A 20068-nucleotide genomic window follows, 5' to 3' on the forward strand; every position below is an offset into this window, starting at 1 on the left:
GGAGGGTCAGAGTGTACTTGTGAACCTTCGCCACTCTGTCCTCGCCATCCTGGTAGCCGTCCTCTGGGGCATCAACTTCGTCGCTATTGACCTGGGACTGCACGCCAACGGACGGGACGTGCCTCCGCTGTTGTTTGTCGCCATGCGCTTCTTGTTGGTCGTGTTCCCCTTTGTCCTGTTCGTCCGCAAACCGGACGTGGGCTGGAAGGCGATTATCGGCGTCGGACTCTTCATGAGTGCCGGGCAGTTCGGGCTCCTGTACTTGGGCATGGCCCTGGGAATGCCGGCCGGGCTGGCGTCGCTGGTGTTGCAGGCGCAGGTGTTGTTTACCGTGCTGTTGGCGGCGCGGTTTCTCGGTGAGAGGCCCAGCCGGAGGCAGCTGATCGGAGTGGTGCTCGGTATCGCCGGGCTGGGAGTGGTGGCCTTGGGACGAAGCGCCGTGGCTCCTGTGCTGCCGCTCATGATCGTCCTGGCCGCGGCATTGTCCTGGGCGGTGGGCAACGTGGTGGCGCGGCATTCGAAGGCAGCCTCGGGATTGGGCCTGGTGGTCTGGTCCGGCGCGGTGGTGCCGCTTCCGCTGGCCGCATTGTCCTTGCTGGTGGACGGCCCCGGCGCAGTATGGGCGACGCTCACGGACCTCCAGCCCGCAACGATCCTGAGTGCGGTCTACACCGCCGTGTTCGCATCGCTGGTGGGGTACGGCATCTGGAACCGGTTGCTGACGCTCTACCCGAGTTCCGACGTCGTGCCTTTTACCCTCTTGGTTCCGGTAGTGGGGATGACGGCGGCCTGGCTGGTCCTCAACGAGATTCCTACCGCGACCGAAATCACCGGCGGGTTGATCCTGCTCCTCGGCGTGGCCACCGCTGTGCTGGGCGCATCGCGGAAGCGCCCCGACATCCCCGTTGTGAGGCCTGCCCTGCGGCTCTAGATGCCGCGGCGCCGCCGACGAGTTTGATGTCGCTATGGACGCCCAGGGCCTGCAGACGTCTGCCGAGTTCGTAGAGGAGTGCGCGGATTTGAACGGCGGTGAGTTCTCCGCCGCTCACGTGGTGGCCAGGCTGCGTTCGCGGATGAAGACGTTGAGCGCGGCGAGTTCGGCGGGTGTTTGTGACATGGTGAGTTTCTTCATGGGTTCCCTGACGGTCCGGTAGGACTCGGCCGGCATCCATGCCTCGTTGAGGGGCTTGACCCGTTCGGTCCAGGACGGTGCGGGTTGCCCGAGCCGGTGCGCGGTGTATTTGGTGATCCCGGCCAGGGCCGCAGACCAGTGCGGATCATTGAGCCGGGGGCTGCGTTGGAGCAGCGGTTTCCCGGCGTTCAGGGAGGCTGTTGCGTAGTCCGCGAGCATCTTGATGGCCAACTCGAAGTCCTGTGAACTGATCAGCTGTGTGAACGTTGCGGCGTAGTCCCGCCGTGCTGGATCGTAGTCGCTGCCGCGAGGCATGGGATCAGAAGCGGTCAGCGACAGCCCGGGCGCGTGGAAGACGGCCATGGTCTTGCCGAGTTCGGCTCGTTCGTGGCCAGCCTCGAGGTCAACGAGGAATTTCCGCGAAACACCGCTCGCCTCTGCGAGTGATTGTTGTGAAAGCCCGCGTTCACGGCGCCGCGCACGGACGGTCGCACCGACTGCGGCATGTGTGTCGATGTTGGCCTCAGATGTCATGGGTCCTCCTCGCCGTCTACCCAGCATGTCACCGAATGGTGACAAGTGCGCCCATCCCGGCCCTACGTTTCTAGCGGCGCTGATAGTCGGGGACCAGCGCGAAGTCGTGGGTCGCGATGATGACAATCCCTGCTACGGCCATTCCGAGGACCAGCAAGCTAAAGGCTGTCGTCTGCCAAGCCTTGCGGGTGCCGCCGTTGGCTGCGCGGGCCAGTTTGTGTGGGGGCATCACTGAGTTCCAAGTTATCCACCACCAAGCGGAGCCGAGGCTTGCCGTGAGAAGTACCACCCCGGCGGCAGCCGGCTGCGCGCCGTGAAAGCCAAGTCGCGCGAGCCCGAAGGCAATGAATAGCACGTAGATTGCTGCACCGGCTCCCTGTGCCTCCGCCAACAGGTTCCTCAAGTCGTTCGGATTGCGCTCGGGGGATATGGACTTGTGCCGGGCGCGGATCACTAGCCATCGATAGAAGGAATAGGCTACGGAGGAAGTCACCAACTGAGTGGAAGCTGCGACGTTCCCGGCAACCGACCCGTGATCGCCGTAGAGCGCGAACACTACGAAGGGTATGCTCACGGACGCCGCTATCGAGAACCACCCCGTCCACGTCGCGGCAGCGTATTTTCGGTCCATGCGGCGCACGAAGCCTTTGGGTAGAGCTTTTCTGGCGTCGAAGTTGGTATACGCGACAAATAAGAGACTGATCCATAGGGCAGGCACGCAGAGCACATAGACCGCTTGCGGAATCCATAGCAACAGAGCGGCATCTGCGACAGCCAACAGCCACCACACCATATGGCGTCGTACCCGTAGCCGGAAGTATTCGTTTTCGAGTGACGCCCGGGCTCGCGCTTCATCGGGGTTGAGGTGGAGAACGCCCAGCAACGATTTGACGCGCCCGTCAGCGGATTTGGACGGGTTGGTGCCCCGCATAAGGAGCAGATCTGTGTGGAACGGGTCGATAGCCAAGCCCGCGTCGATTTGCTGCTCTGCATCGAAACCCTTTTGCCGTGCCGCGAAGGTGTTAGCCAGCATGTAGCGGAAGTCGGCGTTTTCGGGAGACAACTCCACGGCTTTGCGGAACACTTGTTCAGCCTCATCGAGTTGTGTCGGTTCTGCTTGGTCGAACAGGATGCAGCCCAGCATATAGAGCCCGGGAGTCCATGCGCCTCCGGCTACGGTCAAGCCCCAACGGATGGCAGACTCAGCGTTCTGCATATCATTGCTGCCGGCGAGGGCGGCGCTCAGCCGCAGCCACCACCATGGTTCCCCAGGCTCCAGGTCCACAGCGCGTTGCGCAGAATCCAAGGCCCGCTGCCAGTCTTCGGATGAGGCTAATACCCGCGACATCTGGCCGTGCAAATCGGCGTTGTCAGGGTCGGAGGCAAGTGCATGGCTTAGCAAGGCCAACGCCCGTTCATGCCTGCCGGTCACCAGGAAAGCCTCGGATCGGTCGATGACCATCTCCACGCCGAGCATGTCAGAGCATCTTTCGGGCGCGCAAGTATTGGCCCAACTCGTCGTAAGATCCGTTGGAGTTGCTGAATTCCACCACGTTTCTGGCTGATTGGAGCCATGCGCGTGTTGAGGGCCGGATGTCTTTGAGGGCCTGATTGACGTGCGACATGGAGATTGCCTGGACCGAACCCTTCCGAAGGGACTCCATCATCGCTTTCTCGGCTGCGGACGTGACGACGTGCTCAAGGTCAGCGCCGGAAAAGTCCTCCGTGCGGGCAGCGATCTTCTTCACATCGATGCCGGCGATCGGCCGGGATGAGAAGTGGTGCTTGAGGATTGCTTCGCGGGCTGGCCTGTCCGGCGGCAAAACCAGGAGCATGCGGTCCAGGCGGCCGGGGCGCAATAGCGCGGTGTCGATGTCCCACGGATGGTTGGTGGCCGCGAGGACGAAAAGACCATCGTTCTGGGCGTCCATTGAATCCAGCTCGAGCAGTAGCTGGTTCACGGTTTGCCGCATCCATGCGGCGCCCCCGGACAAGGCGGATCGTTTGGTGGCTACGGAGTCGATCTCATCCAAGAAGAGGACAGCAGGCGCCGCACGGCGGGCAGCTTGGAAGATTTCGTGGAGGTTTTTCTCGGTTTCGCCGATGTACTTATCAAGAATGTCGGTCATGGTGGCGGTCATGAACGAGGCCCCGAGCTCGCCCGCCACGGCGCGGGCCATGAAGGTCTTGCCACAGCCCGGCGGCCCATACAGCAGCAACCCACCGCGAAGTGACTTACCGAACGCCTTGGCCACCTCGGGGTTTCGCATCGGTTCAAGGAAGGATTCGTTCAAGCGGGTCTTGACGTCATCCAAACCACCGACATCCGCCAAAGTGACGACCGGCCGGTCGATGTCGAACAGTGCCCCACCTGTGCCTTCGGTGCTGCCGGAGATCGCCTGCGGGTCGCTCTCGGGGTGGTCCTCGACAAACGGCGCGGGAAGGGAAGGTCCCAACTCCTGCTCAGCTCGATGCCAGTCAAAGTCGCTTGCTGCCTGGGCATTGGGACCGGCTGAGGGTGCAGGGCTGCCTTCAACCGTTTGGCCCTGCGTGGACAGGCCCGCGGAAGCATCCATGAGGAGCTGTATGGTGTCCGCATTGTCCGCATTGTCCGCATCGATCGCGAGAACCACGTTAAGCTGCTCGATTGCTTCGGTGTGGCGCCCTGCCTGAATCAACAACCGGGCCACGTTGAGCCGCAAGGGAACATTGTCCGGCAGCTTCTCAAGCGCCGCGAGCAACCCATCGATGGCAGCTGCGTTCATTAGGTCCTCAATTTTGCGGCGACGACGGCGGGCCACCCGTCAAGTTCGCCAGGAACCAGCGTTTCCGCGAACCCGAGGGCGGCCCGCCGCCGTCGAGAATTCACTCGGCCGCAGTCGCGACCACAGCAGTACCTTAGTCGTTGATCGGGTCGTTCACCACGATCGTCTGGTCCTGGCCCGGCTTGGGCCGACGCAGGCGGATATTCCTCCGACCATATGTGTCCGTTCCAGCACGGCTGGGCAGTAAGCACAGTTGCGGGATCAGCGCTTGGGTGCCGGCTTGCGTTGCCCTGAAGCGCTCGACGCCGGCCGCTTGGCTGCCGCTGTTGGCGTGCGGGGTGTTGCGGGTCGCTTCGCAGCAGGCGCCTTGGCCGCGCTCGACGGACGTTGCGTCTGGGCAGCCGGGCGCTTTGCGGGGGCAGCCGGACGGGAAGCCGGTTTGCGTGGCGCCGGGGGTCGCTTCGCCGCCGATGCGGGCCGTTTGGCTGGAGACGCCGCCCGCGAACCGAAGGATGGCACCACAGCCCCGAGGAACATCACCGCCAGCGTTCCGATTCCTGCCACGGCCGCCAAGTAGAAGTAGATGTCTGAGTCCTTGGTGCTCACGGCGCTGCCCAGGGCATTGGCGTCCTGGGTGAAGGCGATACCCCACATCCGCAGGAACGCGATGCTGCAACCGATGAAAAGGCTGGTTCCCACGGCGCCGAGCAAAACCACAAGGTAGCGCCGGCGGTTGAAGACCTGTACCAAGGAAGCCAGATAGCAGACCAGCACGCTCCCGAGGAACAGGTACAGGACCAGCTCCTCAAGGACCACGGCGGCCAGCACCAACAGCCCGAGCGACACAAAGGCGGCTACCACCGCAAGCTTTCCGCTGTTCCCCATGTGACGCATGAGGTTAATCATCGCCGACCAAGTGGCCGCGCCACGCCGTCGTAGATTGCAGTTGGATACCGTTGCGGGGCCCGCTCTGCGCCCTACCAGCGCGTGATGGCGCGCAGAGCGGGCCTCTCAACGCTACCTGATGACGTAGCCGTGCATGATGGTCATCACGGCGGCCACGCTTTGCTCGCGGGTTCGCTCCGGATTGTAGGTCTGCCGGTCGAGGCCCACCACGAAGATTGCCCCGAAGATCGCCGCTTCCAAGCTGCCGCGGGCAATGCTTTGGTCAACCTTGTATCCGGCGGCGACGCGCTCCACGGCGGACCCGATGACCGCCAGCAGTTCAGCGCGGAGTTCGGCGAAAACCGCGCTCCACTCGCCGGGTGTGCGCCAGTTCTCGCTGACCCACAGGCGGGCGAAGGACGGGTAGTCGTCCATGAACTCCATGGCCTGAGCGATCATGGTGTGCATCGCTTCCAGGGGATCGCTGGTCTGGCCCTCGATCGCCTGGAGCCGGCTCAACATGATGTCCACGCCATGGCGCAGCAAATGGGCGATCAGGTCCGACTTGCTGCCGAAGTTGTAGTAGACAGTCCCTTTGGAAACCCCGGCCGCCGCGGCGATCTCGTCCACCGTGACACCGGCCGCCCCGCGTTCGCCGATCAAATCCATGGACGCTTCGAAAAGTCGCTGCTTGGTGGCATTGGTCCGCTCCGGGCGGAGCTTTTTCCCTGCCTGGCCGGATGTGCCTGCTTCTGAACGGACAGGATCGGTGGTGCTCATACGGCGATCTCCGGCTTCAGGGTCTTGAGGGTCCACATCTTGTGCTTGCGGACAGCGAGCGTGGACAACGCCGCACCCAGCAAAGTGTATCCAAGCAGGCCCAGTACGGTAGGCCAGATCATGCTGAGTTCGCCGCCATAGATCAGGTGCCGCATACCGGTGACCACGTATCCCATGGGCAGGACCTCATGTACTACGTGCAGCGGCATTGGGGTGGTCTGCCACGGGAAGGTACCGCCAGAGGACACGAGCTGCAGGACCAGCAGGATCAACACCACGAACTTGCCGGGCGTACCCATCAGCGCCACGATGCCTTGGATGATCGCGCTGAACGCCATCACCGCGGCCAGCATGAACAGCCACATCCCGATGGGGTGCGCGGGGTTCAGGCCCAGGCCGAGGTTCACCACCAAGGTGAGGATGGTGGCCTGCAGGACGGAGACCACGAAGAACGGCAACCAGCCTCCGACGGCGATTTTCCACGCCGGGGCGTTGGACGCCAGGGCTCGCTGGGTGATGGGACGCATGGCCTGAACCAGCATGAACACGCCGATCCACAGGGCGAGCGTCAGGAAGAAGGGCGCTAAGCCAGCACCGTAGGAGCCTGCCTTGGCCTGCGAGACGTTGTCCACGGCGACGGGATCAGCGATCACCTTGGACACGTTGCTCTTCTGTTCATCGTTCGGGTTCGGGATGTCTCCCGCGCCCTTGGCGAGCTCGGTGGCCAGGGTGTGCGAACCGTCGGATGCCGTCACGGCACCGCTGGCGAGCTGGCTTGCGCCGTCGTCGAGTTGGCGGGCGCCGTCGTCGAGCTTGGCGGCGCCATCCAAGGCGGTCTGCTGGCCTGCGGCCAGGGTGGATGCTCCCGTGTTCAATTGTCCGGCCCCCGCAGCGGCCTGCGAGATGGCGTCGGTGAGTGTCGGTGTGGCGGCGGCAAGCTTGGCGGCCCCGGCGCTCACGGCGGCTGAACCGTCCGAGAGTTGCTGGATCTTGGCGGCATCACCGGAAATCTTGGCTTTGGCGTCCGTAACGGGGCTCGATGCAGCGGCGGCGTCGAAGTCTGCCAGGACCTTGTCTGCCTGCTCCTGTGTCAGAACACCCGCCGTGACCATCCGGGCGTTGGATTCGACGACGCGGGTCCGCAGGCCCTTGTCTGCCGCCTCAAGCTGCCCGACGACGTCCTGGACTTTCGCGTTCAATTCGGCGTTTCCGGCGGCCACCTGGGCGGCGCCGTCGGCGAGTTTTTTAGAGTCGGCGGGGAGGGTTGCTGTCTTGTTCTTGAGCTCGGTGAGTCCCGAACTCAGTTGGCTTGCACCAGTGTTCAGTTGCACGGCTCCGTCACGAAGCTTGGTTTGGCCCGCCACGAGCTGGTCTGCGCCGGTGACCAGCTGACTGGTGCCTGTGTGGAGGGTCGCGGCGCCGTCGCTGAGCTTCCCGACTCCCGTGGCGAGCTCCGAAGCTCCGTCCGCTGCCTTCACTATGGAGGAGTGGATGGTGCCGAAGCCGGTGAGGAGCTGGTTGGCTGTTTCCTCGCCCACTTCCTTGGCCACGGTGGAGTGCACAGCGGTGGTGAGCTTGTCCACGATGGTGCTCAGGAGGTAGTTGTTGGCGTCGTTGGTGGTGACGTGGAGCATGGCCTGGTTGGCGGCGTCGAAGCTGCCGGGCGAGACCAGGTTCGCTGAGAAGTCCTTGGGGATGCGCAGGGCGAACGCGTACTCGCCCGTGCGGACGCCGGCATCTGCGTCCTCGGCGCTGGAGACCTGCTTCCAGTTGAAGACGTGGCCCTCCACCAGGCTGTCGGCAACTTTTTCACCAGCCTGCAGCGTGGTTCCATCTGAGGACGTGGCACCCGTGTCCTCGACCACCAGGGCGGCGTCGATCTGGTTCAGGTTGCCGTACGGATCCCAGTTCGCGTAGAGGTACACGGCGCCGTACAGCAACGGCACCATGGTCAGGGCGAGGATGGTCAGCTTGGGCAGGAGCCCGCCGGTCATGCGCTTGAGTTCGGAGCGGGCAAGCCGCAGAACAGTCACTTTGCAGTCCTTTGGAGGTCTTGGGATTCAGGTTCTGCAGCTATGGGCGCTGCGGGTGCTTCAGGTTCTTCGGGGGTTCCTTGGGCGGGTGCGGCCGCGTGTTTGGCTTTGGGCTCGACGGACGGCTGCGGTTCGGCGGCGGCCGGGGGCTCGACGGCGGCCTTGGGCTCGACGGCGGTGGCCGGTTTGGGCGCGGACGGCGCTGCTTCCGCTTCCGGTTCGGGTGGGTGAGCGATCGAATTGCCGATCACCGCCGCGGCTCCGGTCCAATTGTCCGGGAGGGCAGCGACGACCGCGACGACGGCAAGCGGCCGCCCGGCGTCGGACGCCAATGCCTGAAGCCGGGGAAGCCACGCGGCGGGATCGGCGCTGTGGCGATCGGGAGTGTCAACCACCAGGAGATCGGTGGCCGGGTCTGCCAAGGCGAGCGCGGTGAGGAGTTCGAGGCGACGGCCGGCCGGGAGCTGCTCGATCCAAAGCCCGGCGATGTCCTCGAAGCTGTTGACCTTCAGCCAGGGCTTGCTCAGCAGCGCGCCACGGTAGCGGCGGGGGATCAGGGAGAGGTCTTCGGTGACGAGGTCGCGGACGCTCAGGTGCTGTTCGGGCTCGTTGACGCCGGGTGAGTCCACCAGTGCGCTGGCGAGTCGGATTTTCTTGGTCTTGGTGGTGTTTTCCCAGCTCAGGATCCCGTTGCTGGGCTTCATGCGGCCACTGAGCGCCAAGGCCAGCGCGGTCCTCTGGTCCTGGCCTTCGCCGGCGACGAGCAGGAGTTCGCCACGACGGGCTTGGAGTGAGGTTGCCGGAAGGAGGTCATCCCGGCGGCCGTTGATCTGGAGTTGCTGTACGGACAGCACAATGAAGCCTTTCGCAGAACTGGTGTCTGCTGAAAGTCTAACTGAACTGACTGGTCAGTTCAAATAGGAATCAGAGGCCGTACTTCTCCAGGAGCCTCAACCACACTTCGCTGATGGTGGGATAGGAGGGAACCGCATGCCACAGTCTGTCCAGGGGTACCTCGCCCACAATTGCGATCGTGGCGGAATGAAGCAACTCGGCGACACCCGGGCCCACAAAGGTGGCTCCAAGGATGACCTTGCGGTCCTCATCCACCACTATCTGCGCCCAGCCCTTGTAGTCGGGGGAGTACAACTGGGAACCGGAGACGTTGATGGGCAGCTCGACGCCAGTCACGTTCTTGCCCTGCAGCAGGGCTTGCTCCAGGCTCGGGCCTACCGATGCCACCTCGGGATCAGTGAAGACCACGCTGGGGACGGCATGATCGTTGGCTGTGTGGGCCCACGGGCTCCACGGTTTCGGGTTGCCGGTGAGGTTGCCGCTTGCCCTTGCGACGATTGCGTCACCGGTGGCCCTGGCCTCGTATTTACCCTGGTGCGTCAGGAGCACCCTGCCTGCAGCATCCCCGGCGGCGTAGAGCCAGAGTCCGCTGGTGCCGTCGCTGGCCGGGCCCTCCACCAGTCCGCTGGCATCGGTCGTGAGGCGGAGGGGTTTGCCGTTCTGCGCTTCGACGCCAACATTCTCCAAGCCCAGGTTGGCCAGTGAGGGGTGCCGTCCGGACGCGACCAGGAGCTGGTCGGCTACGAGTGTCTTGCCGTTGAGCCTGACTGTGACTGAGCCGTCGTCGAGCTTCTCCACGGCCTCTACGTCGGTGTGGACGTGAACGTCGATTCCATCCGCGCGGAGCCCGGCCAACACCAGATTGGCAGCTTCCTCCGGATAGCTGCTCAACAGGCGTCCCCGGGCGACCACGGCAACGTCGGAACCGAGCCGGGCGAACGCCTGGGCCAGCTCCAGGCCGGCAACTCCACCGCCCAGCACCACCAGCCGCTTGGGAACTTCCTTGGCTGCGGTGGCGCCGCGGGTGGTCCAGAATGGCACGTCCTTCAGGCCGTCGATATCCGGGATGGACGGCGTGGAACCGGTGGCGACAACCACGGCATGGTGCGCCTTGAGTGCGTAACTGTTGCCGTCGAGGCCATCTACTTGGACCTCCCGCGGTCCGGTGATGCGGCCACGTCCGCGGATCAGTTCAATGCCGGCACTGTCCAACCATTCGACCTGGCTGCCGTCCTCCCAATTGTTGGTGAACCAGTCCCTGTGGTTCAGTGCCGCTTGGGCGTCGATCACTCCGGTGACAGCTTCCGAAGCGCCCGGCACCCCTTGGGCGGCGTGGAGCACTGACCCGGGGCGAAGGAGTGCTTTTGACGGAATGCAAGCCCAGTAGGAGCATTCGCCGCCTACCAATTCGCTCTCGATGATCACCGCCGTCAGGCCGCCGCGGACCACGCGGTCCGCTACGTTTTCCCCCACGGCGCCAGCGCCGATCACGATTACGTCGAATTCCCGGGAGCTCTCGGCAGTCATGTGAGAAGCCTACAACCGTGCCCTCTGCGTTGTGAGGCCCGTTGTGCGTGCTTGGCGTTGGTTTTGGGGCGCAGAGCAGGCCCCGCAACGCGATGGAAATGTCCATATTTTGGGATGCGTATCTCAAAATATGGAAGTCCCGTTTAGGCTCGATGCATGGGAGATGAGCTGAAGCCCTTTGTTGACTGGAATTGGTGTGCTCGCAACCTCGGGAAGATTGTCCTGGTGGATACGCGCTGGTACTTGAACGGCGCTTCGGGCAAGGACGCCTACGACGCCGGCCACATCCCGGATGCTGTGTTCATGGATCTGGATCGTTGGCTGTCCGGGCCCGCTTCGCCCGAAGCTGGTAGGAACCCGCTACCCGATCCCGAAGTGTTTGCCCAGGGGATGCGTGAAGCCGGAATTAGTGATTCGGACACCGTAGTGGCCTATGACGACGCCGGGGGAGTCATCGCCGCCCGACTGGTCTGGAAGCTGCGATCCACGGGACACCATGCGGCGATCCTGAACGGGGGTATCGGGAACTATCCCGGAGATCTCACTACCGAGACGCCTCTGCGACGACCGGGGCGCTTCACTGCCAAAGCCTGGCCGGCAGATCTGCTGGCAGACATTTCGGAAGCTTCCTCTGGCGCCTGCATCACAGTGGATGCGAGGAATCGGGACCGTTTCGAAGGCCGCCAAGACCCCGTCGATCCCCGTCCAGGCCACATACCCGGTGCCGTGAACGTTCCTTGCCGTGAGAACCTCGACTCGTCGGGACAGCTGCTGCCCGAGCTGCAGATTCGGGCGAACTTCGAACGTGCCGGCGTCCTGTCCGCCGAAGGGACTATTGCCTACTGCGGATCCGGAGTGACTGCGTGCCACAACCTGCTGATGATGGAGCAGTTGGGAATGGGGGAGGGCAAGCTGTTCGTTGGCGGATGGTCCCAGTACTCCCGCGCGAACGACAGGCCAGTGGAGATTGTGCTGGATCATTCAGTGCTGCACCTTGGTAACCCGCGCCAGGCAGGGAACACGCAGGGTGGGTCTACGGAATGATCCAGCAAGAAATGTAGCTACGCGTGCATCGCGCCCTTGAACCAGCCCGTGATGCTGGCCGGATGGGTGATCGCGGTGCCAACAACCACGGCAAAGGCTCCGGCGTCGAGGGCTTGGCGGGCGTGGGCCGGGGTGTGGATGCGGCCCTCGGCTATGAGCGGTTTACCCAAGCCTGCAGAAGCGATCTGTTCCAGCAGTTCCAGATCCGGGCCGTCGGTCTTGGAGCGCTCGCCGGTATAGCCGGAAAGGGTGGTGCCGATCAGGTCTGCGCCGGCTTCGACGGCTGCCACGGCGTCGTCGAACGAACCGCAATCCGCCATGACCAGCGCGTGGGATTCCGCGTGGATGCCAGCGACCGTGTCATCAAGCGACAGGCCGTCCGGACGGGTTCGCCGCGTGCCATCAATGGCAACAACATGCGCCCCGGCGTTCGCCACGGCAAGGGCGTGCCGCAAAGTCGGGGTGATGAAGACGCCATCGTGCCCGTCCTTCCAGAGGCCAATGACAGGGACTTCGACGGCGGCGCGCGTGAACTGCACGTCGGCCAACCCTTGGACGCGGATCGCCGCAGCACCACCAATGACGGCCGACGCCGCCACTTGGCCCGTGGTCCGGGGATCACGCATGGGCTCGCCGGGGTACGCCTGGCAGGAGACGATCAGTTGGGAGCGGAGGGCCTCGAGGCCTTCGGGGGTGAGGATCATGGGCAGTCTCCTTAGTTGAGGACCAGTTTCGCGGCGCCGACAATGGCCGCGCTATTGCCGAGAGCTGCGCGCACAACGGGAACGGCAGCCAGTGGTGCCAATAGTTCCCGGCGCAGGGCGGCCTCCATGGGGGTCCACCAAAGATCACCGGCGTCGACCAATCCACCGGAAATCACCACGGTTTCAGGGTCAAGGATGTTGATGAGCCCACCCACGGCTTGCCCAGCAGCGGAAGCACCGACGGCAATGGCGCGCAAAGCTGCGGTGCGGTCACCCGCAGAGGCAGCGCCAGCACCGGCGTCGTGAGCGTCTGAAGCGGCAAGTGCAAACACGCCACGCGTGTCCGTTGCCTCCGCCCGCGAACCCCCAAACCGCAGGAAGGACTCGTAAATTGCGGGCCCCGAAGCGATCGCCTCGACATGGCCGGACCCGCCACACACGCAAGACAAAGGACGCCCGGAAAACACAGCGAGAGGGGACGCGAAGTGCCCCACATGTCCGCCAACAAATCGGTGCCCCAAAACAGGAGCACCATCCAGCACAAAGCTGCCGCCGACGCCCGTCCCGAACGCCACCATGAGGGAGCTTGAAGAACCCGCGGCCGCGCCAAGCCAAGCCTCACCGAGGGCATGGGCGTGGACATCGTTGACGGCCCGGACAACAAGGCCAAGGCGTGCAGACAGACCGGCAGCAAGCGCAGTCCCGGCCCAGCCACGAATGGCATCGGTAGCGGAAACCACCGACCCAGCCACAGCGTCGATGACTCCGGCGGAGCCGATGCCGACCCCGGACACTGAAAGTCCGGCGTCGGCAGCGCGCTCCACCAAGCCCGCGATCAGCGTTGCGGTGGCGTCGAGGATCGCTTCGCCACCGTCCCGGTTGAGCGTCGGAATGGTCTCCGACAGCAGCACCTCGCCAGAGGAGGAAACCACCCCGGCGGCGGTTTTGGTGCCGCCGAGGTCAACGCCGATCACGTGGGTCATGGAAGCTAGACCAGCCCGTTCCGTTCCAGGATTTCGCGGATCGCAGCCGTCTCGGATTCGTTCAAAGACAGCATCGGCGAGCTCATGGTGTTGGACTCGATAACGCCCATCACCTGCAGCGCGGTCTTGAAAGCACCCAGGCCAGCTGCGCCACCGGAGACGCGGCCGTTGGGGGTGTAGACGATCTCGAAGACGTCGGCCAGACGGTCCTGCTCGCGCGCAGCACCGGCCCAGTCGCCGGCCTGGGCGGCGTCGAACAGGCGACGGTAGCCGGCCGGGTCCACGTTGCCCAAGCCCGGAACAACGCCCTGCGCGCCGCCCAGGAGGGCACCGTCCACCACAACTTCGTGACCGGTGAAGATGTCGAAGTTGGGGATGTCCTTGGCTGCCAGGAGCAGCTGGCGGAAGGAAACGTCGTCACCGGAGGAGTCCTTGACGCCGGCAATGACGCCGTCGCGCCCAAGGCGGACCAACAAATCGGTAGGCAGCTTGAAGTGCGTGCGGACCGGAACATCGTAGGCAAAGATCGGCTTCTCGATGGCGGCGTGGATGCTGCGGAAGTGGGTTTCGGTTTCCGCGGCGTTGCCGATCGCGTAGTACATGGAGGTGACCACGATCGCGTCGGCACCGAGGTCAACCACCTTGCGGGCTTCCTCGATCACGCGGGTGGTGGTCTGCTCGTTGGCGCCCACGATCAGCGGAACCGCGCCAGCGTTGGCGTCAGCGATGGTGGAGACCACCAGCTCACGCTCTTCGTTGGTCAGGTAGGGGACTTCGCCGGAGGAGCCCAGGACGAAAAGGCCGGACACCCCGCCGTCGATCAGGTGCTTGGTGACGTTCTTCAGCGACGCGGTGTCGATGCTGCCGTCGGCGTGGCGGGGAGTGATGACCGGGGGAATGACGCCCTGGAATTGAGTGGACACAGAAATCTCCATTGTTGGTAGCTTGCGAAAGGAAAAGCTAGATGTGAAGCAGGCTTGGTGCGGCGCCCAGCAGCTTCTTGGTGTAGTCGTTGCTCGGGTTGTCGAAGACTTGTGCGGCTGAGCCTTGCTCGACGATCTTGCCGAAGTACATGACGCAGATGCGGTCCGAGACGTACCGGACGGTCTGGATGTCGTGCGAGATGAACACCATGCCGAGGTTCAGCTGGGTCTTCAGGTCGGAGAGCAGGTTGAGCACCTGTGCCCGGACGGAAACGTCCAGCGCCGACGTCGGCTCGTCCGCCACAATGATGTCCGGGTCCAGCGCCAGTGCCCGGGCGATCGCCACACGCTGGCGCTGGCCGCCGGAAACCTGCGACGGCGTCACTTCAGCCGCCGATTGCGGCAAGCCAACCAGCGCCAACAGTTCCTTGACCTTGGCAGCGCGGGACGCTGCGTTGCCGATGCCGTGGATCTGCAGCGGGTCGGTCAAGATGTCCTGGATGGTCATGCGCGGGTTCAGTGCCGTTGCCGGATCCTGGAAGACCACGGAGACGGAGCGCCCGAACTGCTTGCGCATTGCCGCATTCCGCTTGATGGCGGGCTTTCCGTGGAACAAAACCTTGCCCGACGTCGGCGGCTGGAGTCCCACGAGCACTGAAGCAAGCGTGGACTTGCCGCAGCCGGACTCACCCACGATGCCCACGGTTTCACCGCGGCTGATGGTGAAGTCCACGCCGTCCACGGCTTTGACGATGTTCGGACGGAACAGGCCACCGGTCCGTGCATGGTGGTAGACCTTGACGTCCTGGAGCTCGATGACCGGCTTTGAGTCTTGTTGAATTGACTGGCTCATTTCGCATCCTCCTTCAGGTGGCTCGCCCAGTAGTGGTCGGCATCGTCGCGGTTGACGGAGTCAACCGAAGGAACCGCGGTGAGGACCAGCTTCTGGTGGGGATCGGCGTCGGCACGCAGTGAACGTGCCGCGAAACGGTCCCCGGTGGCGAAGTCGCGCGGCGAGGGAACGGTGCCGGGAATCTGGTGTAGCCGGACGGCGTCGGCCTCAATGGAGAGCACCGCGCCAAGCAGGCCACGGGTGTACTCGTGCTTGGGGTTCTGCAGGAGTTCGGATGCCTGTGCGGATTCCACCACCTGGCCGGCGTACATGACCGTGATTCGGTGCGCCAAGGAAGCAACCAAAGCGAGGTCGTGGCTGACGAACACCATGGCGAAGCCGAGTTGTTCTCGCAGCTCGTTGAGCAGGTCCACAACCTGCTTCTGGACTGTGACGTCCAAAGCGGTAGTGGGCTCATCGGCAACAACGATCTTCGGCGAACGGGACAGGGCCATAGCGATCAGCACACGCTGACGTTGGCCGCCGGAAAGTTCGTGCGGGTAGCTGGCGAGTGTCCGGACGGGATCCAGCTTCACCATTTCCAGCAGCTCGGCGGGAGTCTTGCGACCCCCACGCTTGGTGAGCTGTTCCATCTGGTCCTTGATCTTCATGGACGGGTTGAGGGAGCTCAAGGCGTCCTGGTAGACCATGGCGATCTGCTGGCCGCGGAGGCCTTCGTACGCCTTGGGGTTGCTGTGTTGGTTCTTGGAGTCCAGCAGTTCCTTGCCATCGAACTTGATGGAGCCGGTGACCTGGGCTGTCTTGGGAAGCAGCCCCATGACGGCCAGGGACGTAATGGATTTACCGCAACCGGATTCGCCCACCAGGCCCATGGTTTCGCCTTCACGGACGGTGAAGGAGACGTTGTCCACGATCGCGATGTCGCCGAAGCGGCCCGGGAAGCGGATGGACAGGTTCTTCACTTCAAGCACGTTGCGTGCGCCGGCCGAAACCTGCGGGAGACGGTCGGTGCGTTTCGCTTCGATGGCTGCCAGGAGATCCAGTTCGCGGTCCAGGAGGAGGTGCGGGTTGGTGACGGACGTTTTCACGTCGGTGAGCAGGGCAGCCTGGCGGCCCTCGGAAGTGACGCCACCACCGGAAGCTGTAAGGACGCCGTCGAGCTCGTGTTCCTCGATCACCGAAGGCTGGGCAACGGAGGTGGCCACCTCGGTATCAACAGCGACAACCGCGGTCGATCCGTCGTCGTCCTTCACTACCGGCGCGCGGCGCAGCTTCGGGTTCACCATGGCGTCGGTGAGGCCCTCGGCCAGGATGTTCAGGGACAGCACAGTCAGCAGGATGGTCAGGCCGGCGAAGGTAGTAGCCCACCAACCGCCGGACAGGACCAGGTTGCGTCCGTAGGAAATGACGTTGCCCCACGATGGCGCGGGATCCTGCACGCCTGCGCCAAGGAAGGACAGTGACGCTTCCAGGATGATGGCGTCGGCCACCATGACCGTGGCGAACACCAGCACCGGAGCGGCGGTGTTGCGGACGATGTGCTTGACCAGGATGTAGAAACGGCCGGCACCGATCACCCGCTCGGCGCGGACGTAGTCTTCGCCGTACTGTGCCAGCACGTTGGCGCGGACCACACGGGCCAGCTGCGGTGTGTAGATAATGGCGATCGCGATGATGATGGTGGGAACCGAGTTGCCGAATGCGGCCAGCAACACGGCCGCCAGGGCGATGCCGGGGAACGCCATGAGGATGTCCATGAGCCGCATGATGATTTCGTTCACGGACTTGCTGGAGGTCGCGGCGAAGGATCCGAGGAGCGCGCCGGCGAGGATCGCAAGGCCCACCGCCCCGAGGCCGATCATGAGCGATGACTGCGCGCCGTAGAGGAGGCGCGAGAAGATGTCGCGGCCCAGGCGGTCGGTGCCGAAGAAGTGCTCGGCGCCCGGCGGCGTGGCCGGAATGAAGGTCTCCAGGGGATCATGGGGTGCGATGACCGGCGCGAAGATTGCCGCCAGGACGATCATGATGAGGAAGAGCAGGGCGATGCGGGAGCCCCAGGGCAGGGCCTTGAAGCGGATGCCCGGTGCACTTAGCCGTTCTGCGAGCTTGCTGCGCATGAGCTATACCGTCCTGATTCGGGGGTTGATGAGCAGGTAGAGAAGGTCCACCACGATGTTCACCAGAACAAAGGTGACCGAGATGGTGAGCACCACGCCCTGGACCAGGTTGACGTCCAGGTTGGTGATGCCGTTGAGGATCAGCTGGCCCATGCCGGGCAAAGCGAAGATCATTTCAATGACGACGGCGCCACCCAGCAGGTAGCCGACGCGCAGTCCCAGCACGGTCACCGGGGTGACGAGAGCGTTGCGGAGGACGTTCTTGGAGACCACCTCGCGGTACGGGACGCCGTTGCCGATGGCGGTGCGGACATAGTCGCGGTCCAGTTCTTCAACCATGGACGTACGGACAACCCGGATCAGTGACGCCGAGACGGGAATGCCGAGCGCAAGGGCCGGGAGGGCCATCGAGTTGAGCCAACCGCCGAAACCGGATTCCGGCGTCGCAATGCCGCCCGAGGGGAACATCGGGTTCTCGCCAAGCGCGAACCACTGGATCAGCAGGATGCCGAGCCAGAACGACGGCGTGGCGATCGCTGCGATCGAGAAGACACGGACCAGTTGGTCCTGCCACTTGTCGCGGTGGAGGGCGCCGAGGATACCGAACGCCAGGGAAAGGACGATCGCGATGAGGACGCCCAGGAAGGTGAGCTGCAGCGTCAGGGGGAACGCCGAGCCAATCATGGAAGCCACCGACTTGGCCGGCGGGGTGGTGACGCCGAGGTCCAGGTGCAGCAGCTTGCCGAGGAATCGGAAGTACTGCAGGACCAGGGGGTCGTTCAGGCCATTTTCCTGGCGGTACTGTTCCTTGGCTTCTTCACTGGCGCCGTCGCCGAGGGCCGAACTGGCCTGGTCTCCGGGAGCGGCCTGCAGGACGAGGAAGACGAGCAACGTGATGCCCAGGATCATCAATGGCAATGCTGCAAGTCTGCGGCCAAGCAAACGCAATATCGTGACCAATTTGTTCTCCGGTTGGTTGGTGGTGCTGTGCCCTGTTGCGGGGCCTGCTCTGCGGGCTATTTGCGAATCTTGGGGCGCAAAGCAGGCCTCGCAACGGTCAGGGATCGTTAGGCGGTGCGTCCGACGTCGACGAACGACAGGCCGGTGGTGGGCAGGGGCTGGAAGCCGTTGAGCTTCTTCTCGTCCCAAGCGCTGGGGAGCTGGCGGTGGAAGACCGGATAGAGGGGAAGCTCATCCGAAACCATGTCCACGATTTCGCTGACGATCTTCTTGGCGTCATCACCGGAAGCCTGCGAGCCCTTGTCCATGAGTTCCTGGAGCTTGGCACGCTCCGGGGTGGTCCAGAAGGCGCGCTTGTCCATCCAGGTGGCGCCCGAGTAGAACCAGCTCAGGAGCAGGTCCGCGTCGTTGCCGAACACCGAGGGATCGCCGGGGGCAGCCACAACGGAGTAGTCGCCCTTGCCAACACGGTCGCTGTACAAAGCGCCGGACTGGAGGCTCTTGACGGTGACCTTGACTCCGGGAATCTTGTTCCAGGATTCGAGGATTAGCGGTGCAACGTCCTTGACCCAGGCGGTGTCCGTGGTGAGCAGCTCGAATTCGAGGCTTGTGACGCCGGCCTGCTTCAGCAGTTCCTCTGCCTTGGACGTGTCGAATCCATAGACGTTCTTGGCTTTGACGTAGTCCGGGTGGCCTTCCTGGAAGTAGGAAGTGGCAGCCTTGGCGTTGCCGAACAAGGCCTTCTTGATGATGGATTCCTTGTCCAGGCCGTAGTGCAGTGCTTGGCGGACCAGCTTGTTGTTGAACGGGGCCTTGGCGCAGTTGAACATGAGGAACAACAGGCCGAAGGACTGTACGGATTCAACCTTGACCTTGGACTTCAGGCCGTCAACGTCCAGGTACGGAACGTCTTCGATGGCCTGGACACGGCCGGACTGGACTGCGGTGACGCGGGCAGCGGCGTCGGAGAGCAGCAGCCAGTTCATGCCCTTGGCCAGGGCCGGCTTGGGGCCGTTGTAGTCGGCGAAGGCTTCGAAGACGATCTTGTCGTCCTTCACTGCGGAGATGAGCTTGTAGGGACCCGAGCCGACAGGAGAGGCGTCGAAAGCCTTCAAGTCGGTAGCGAGTGCCTTGGGGACAATCTTGACCACGGAGATACGGGGTCCGAAGCCCGGGAAGGCGTACTTGAGGGTGAACTCCACCGTCTTGGCATCCAGCGGCTTGACGTCCTGGATGAAGGGGATGAACTGCGAGAACAGGGACTTGTTGGCCGGGTCCATCACGCGGGTGAAGGAGAAAGCGACGTCTTCGGTGGTGACGGGGGAGCCGTTGTGGAACTTGGCGCCCTCACGGATGGTCACCTGGTAGGTGGTGTCGTTGATCTTCTTGGGGTCCGTAGCCGCGAGAGCGTTGTAGGGCTGGCGCGTGGCGGGGTGCAGCTCGATCAGCCCTTCGAAGATGTGAAGGTTGGCCGCCATCGGAGTGGCTCCGGAGGAACTCAGGGGATCGAATCCAGTGGAAAGCGCGTAGGAAATGCCGGCCTCGATGATGAGGTCTTTGTTCACGGCCGCGGTGTTCGTCCCGGTGCCCGTGGTGGTGCTGGCAGCGCCGCCGCACGCAGAGAGGGTTGCCGTGAAGGCGGCTGCTGCACCAACTGCGCCGCTTAGCTTCAGGAAGTTCCGGCGGCTGGCGTCGTTGACCAGCGGCAGGCTTTGGATCGTCTTGCTCATAGGGTGCCTCACCATTCGCGTTTCGTGGGTTATCGGATGTAGGACGTCCGATGCTCGTATGGAAACTGTAAGGGCGGTCACAACGGAACGTCAAGTGAGAATTGGCGCCTATGGTGTGGGGCGCGCGCCTGGCGCTTGCCGGCTGCGGCCGGTTCGTAGGGGAAATCTCAGGGAGATCTGAGGAAATCCCTGTCCATACCTATCGGGGAGGTGGGACATCCGATATTGTATGTTGCGAGTCAC

At 63.7% G+C, this 20068-nt stretch carries 17 protein-coding genes; 2 read left to right on the forward strand and 15 right to left on the reverse strand.

Annotated features, from left to right (window positions below; all coding sequences use genetic code 11):
* Window positions 1–19 precede the first annotated feature (19 nt).
* A complete protein-coding gene (locus tag ACFRJ9_RS01515) occupies window positions 20–931 on the forward strand; it encodes an EamA family transporter (protein WP_377663658.1) in 912 nt (303 codons plus the stop codon).
* A gap of 114 nt (window positions 932–1045) precedes the next feature.
* Here the strand turns inward: ACFRJ9_RS01515 and ACFRJ9_RS01520 are convergent, their stop codons facing one another.
* The 8 genes from ACFRJ9_RS01520 to ACFRJ9_RS01555 all read right to left on the reverse strand — a co-directional run bounded on the left by ACFRJ9_RS01520 (window position 1046) and on the right by ACFRJ9_RS01555 (window position 10511).
* On the reverse strand, window positions 1046–1666 hold the full coding sequence (locus tag ACFRJ9_RS01520; RefSeq protein WP_377663661.1) for a helix-turn-helix transcriptional regulator: 621 nt from the start codon (window positions 1664–1666) through the stop codon (window positions 1046–1048).
* A 70-nt stretch (window positions 1667–1736) separates the two neighbouring features.
* The gene (locus ACFRJ9_RS01525) at window positions 1737–3143 is read right to left on the reverse strand and encodes a tetratricopeptide repeat protein (RefSeq protein ID WP_377663664.1); all 1407 of its coding nucleotides are present in this window, start codon (window positions 3141–3143) and stop codon (window positions 1737–1739) included.
* 1 nt (window position 3144) lies between these two features.
* A complete protein-coding gene (locus ACFRJ9_RS01530; protein WP_377663667.1) occupies window positions 3145–4431 on the reverse strand; it encodes a tetratricopeptide repeat protein in 1287 nt (428 codons plus the stop codon).
* Window positions 4432–4692: 261 nt separating this feature from the next.
* Entirely contained in the window at window positions 4693–5316 is a 624-nt protein-coding gene (locus ACFRJ9_RS01535) for a hypothetical protein (RefSeq protein WP_377663670.1), read from the reverse strand.
* 132 nt (window positions 5317–5448) lie between these two features.
* Window positions 5449–6096 (reverse strand): TetR/AcrR family transcriptional regulator, encoded by a 648-nt coding sequence (locus ACFRJ9_RS01540; protein WP_377663672.1) that lies wholly within the window; start codon window positions 6094–6096, stop codon window positions 5449–5451.
* On the reverse strand, window positions 6093–8129 hold the full coding sequence (locus ACFRJ9_RS01545; protein WP_377663675.1) for a YhgE/Pip family protein: 2037 nt from the start codon (window positions 8127–8129) through the stop codon (window positions 6093–6095). Before ACFRJ9_RS01545 ends, ACFRJ9_RS01540 begins: the two co-directional genes overlap by 4 nt.
* On the reverse strand, window positions 8126–8983 hold the full coding sequence (locus tag ACFRJ9_RS01550; protein ID WP_377663678.1) for an ABC transporter ATP-binding protein: 858 nt from the start codon (window positions 8981–8983) through the stop codon (window positions 8126–8128). The genes ACFRJ9_RS01545 and ACFRJ9_RS01550 overlap by 4 nt, the downstream gene beginning before the upstream one ends.
* A 70-nt stretch (window positions 8984–9053) precedes the next feature.
* Window positions 9054–10511, reverse strand: a complete 1458-nt coding sequence (locus ACFRJ9_RS01555) for a dihydrolipoyl dehydrogenase family protein (RefSeq protein ID WP_377663681.1) — start codon at window positions 10509–10511, stop codon at window positions 9054–9056.
* Window positions 10512–10667: 156 nt separating this feature from the next.
* Between ACFRJ9_RS01555 and ACFRJ9_RS01560 the strand changes: the two genes are divergently transcribed.
* Complete coding sequence (locus ACFRJ9_RS01560; protein WP_377663684.1) at window positions 10668–11555, forward strand: sulfurtransferase; 888 nt, start codon at window positions 10668–10670, stop codon at window positions 11553–11555.
* A gap of 17 nt (window positions 11556–11572) precedes the next feature.
* On the opposite strand, the gene ACFRJ9_RS01565 is transcribed toward ACFRJ9_RS01560, so the two are convergent.
* The 7 genes from ACFRJ9_RS01565 to ACFRJ9_RS01595 form a co-directional block, all read right to left on the reverse strand.
* Window positions 11573–12259 carry an N-acetylmannosamine-6-phosphate 2-epimerase gene (locus ACFRJ9_RS01565; protein WP_377663686.1) on the reverse strand — a complete coding sequence of 229 codons (687 nt, stop codon included), beginning with the start codon at window positions 12257–12259 and terminating at the stop codon, window positions 11573–11575.
* Between the two features lie 11 nt (window positions 12260–12270).
* Entirely contained in the window at window positions 12271–13242 is a 972-nt protein-coding gene (locus ACFRJ9_RS01570) for an ROK family protein (protein WP_377663688.1), read from the reverse strand.
* Between the two features lie 5 nt (window positions 13243–13247).
* Complete coding sequence (locus ACFRJ9_RS01575) at window positions 13248–14165, reverse strand: dihydrodipicolinate synthase family protein (RefSeq protein ID WP_377663690.1); 918 nt, start codon at window positions 14163–14165, stop codon at window positions 13248–13250.
* A gap of 37 nt (window positions 14166–14202) precedes the next feature.
* Window positions 14203–15018: an ATP-binding cassette domain-containing protein gene (locus ACFRJ9_RS01580; protein WP_377663692.1), complete on the reverse strand. Its 816-nt coding sequence runs from the start codon at window positions 15016–15018 to the stop codon at window positions 14203–14205.
* A complete protein-coding gene (locus tag ACFRJ9_RS01585) occupies window positions 15015–17135 on the reverse strand; it encodes a dipeptide/oligopeptide/nickel ABC transporter permease/ATP-binding protein (protein ID WP_377663694.1) in 2121 nt (706 codons plus the stop codon). Before ACFRJ9_RS01585 ends, ACFRJ9_RS01580 begins: the two co-directional genes overlap by 4 nt.
* A gap of 3 nt (window positions 17136–17138) precedes the next feature.
* Window positions 17139–18095: an ABC transporter permease gene (locus tag ACFRJ9_RS01590; RefSeq protein ID WP_377663696.1), complete on the reverse strand. Its 957-nt coding sequence runs from the start codon at window positions 18093–18095 to the stop codon at window positions 17139–17141.
* Between the two features lie 107 nt (window positions 18096–18202).
* Window positions 18203–19840, reverse strand: coding sequence for an ABC transporter substrate-binding protein (locus ACFRJ9_RS01595; RefSeq protein WP_377663699.1), 1638 nt, complete (start codon window positions 19838–19840; stop codon window positions 18203–18205).
* Between the last annotated feature and the right edge of the window lie 228 nt (window positions 19841–20068).

Source organism: Paenarthrobacter sp. NPDC056912, from assembly GCF_042786555.1.
Taxonomy (GTDB): Bacteria; Actinomycetota; Actinomycetes; order Actinomycetales; family Micrococcaceae; genus Arthrobacter.

Excerpts from the sequence above, each read along its gene's own strand:
- ACFRJ9_RS01520 (WP_377663661.1), bottom strand. The coding sequence starts at position 1,666 with ATGACATCTGAGGCCAACATCGACACACATGCCGCAGTCGGTGCGACC.
- ACFRJ9_RS01525 (WP_377663664.1), bottom strand. The coding sequence starts at position 3,143 with ATGCTCGGCGTGGAGATGGTCATCGACCGATCCGAGGCTTTCCTGGTG.
- ACFRJ9_RS01530 (WP_377663667.1), bottom strand. The coding sequence starts at position 4,431 with ATGAACGCAGCTGCCATCGATGGGTTGCTCGCGGCGCTTGAGAAGCTG.
- ACFRJ9_RS01535 (WP_377663670.1), bottom strand. The coding sequence starts at position 5,316 with ATGGGGAACAGCGGAAAGCTTGCGGTGGTAGCCGCCTTTGTGTCGCTC.
- ACFRJ9_RS01540 (WP_377663672.1), bottom strand. The coding sequence starts at position 6,096 with ATGAGCACCACCGATCCTGTCCGTTCAGAAGCAGGCACATCCGGCCAG.
- ACFRJ9_RS01555 (WP_377663681.1), bottom strand. The coding sequence starts at position 10,511 with ATGACTGCCGAGAGCTCCCGGGAATTCGACGTAATCGTGATCGGCGCT.
- ACFRJ9_RS01560 (WP_377663684.1), top strand. The coding sequence starts at position 10,668 with ATGGGAGATGAGCTGAAGCCCTTTGTTGACTGGAATTGGTGTGCTCGC.
- ACFRJ9_RS01565 (WP_377663686.1), bottom strand. The coding sequence starts at position 12,259 with ATGATCCTCACCCCCGAAGGCCTCGAGGCCCTCCGCTCCCAACTGATC.
- ACFRJ9_RS01570 (WP_377663688.1), bottom strand. The coding sequence starts at position 13,242 with ATGACCCACGTGATCGGCGTTGACCTCGGCGGCACCAAAACCGCCGCC.
- ACFRJ9_RS01580 (WP_377663692.1), bottom strand. The coding sequence starts at position 15,018 with ATGAGCCAGTCAATTCAACAAGACTCAAAGCCGGTCATCGAGCTCCAG.
- ACFRJ9_RS01585 (WP_377663694.1), bottom strand. The coding sequence starts at position 17,135 with ATGCGCAGCAAGCTCGCAGAACGGCTAAGTGCACCGGGCATCCGCTTC.
- ACFRJ9_RS01595 (WP_377663699.1), bottom strand. The coding sequence starts at position 19,840 with ATGGTGAGGCACCCTATGAGCAAGACGATCCAAAGCCTGCCGCTGGTC.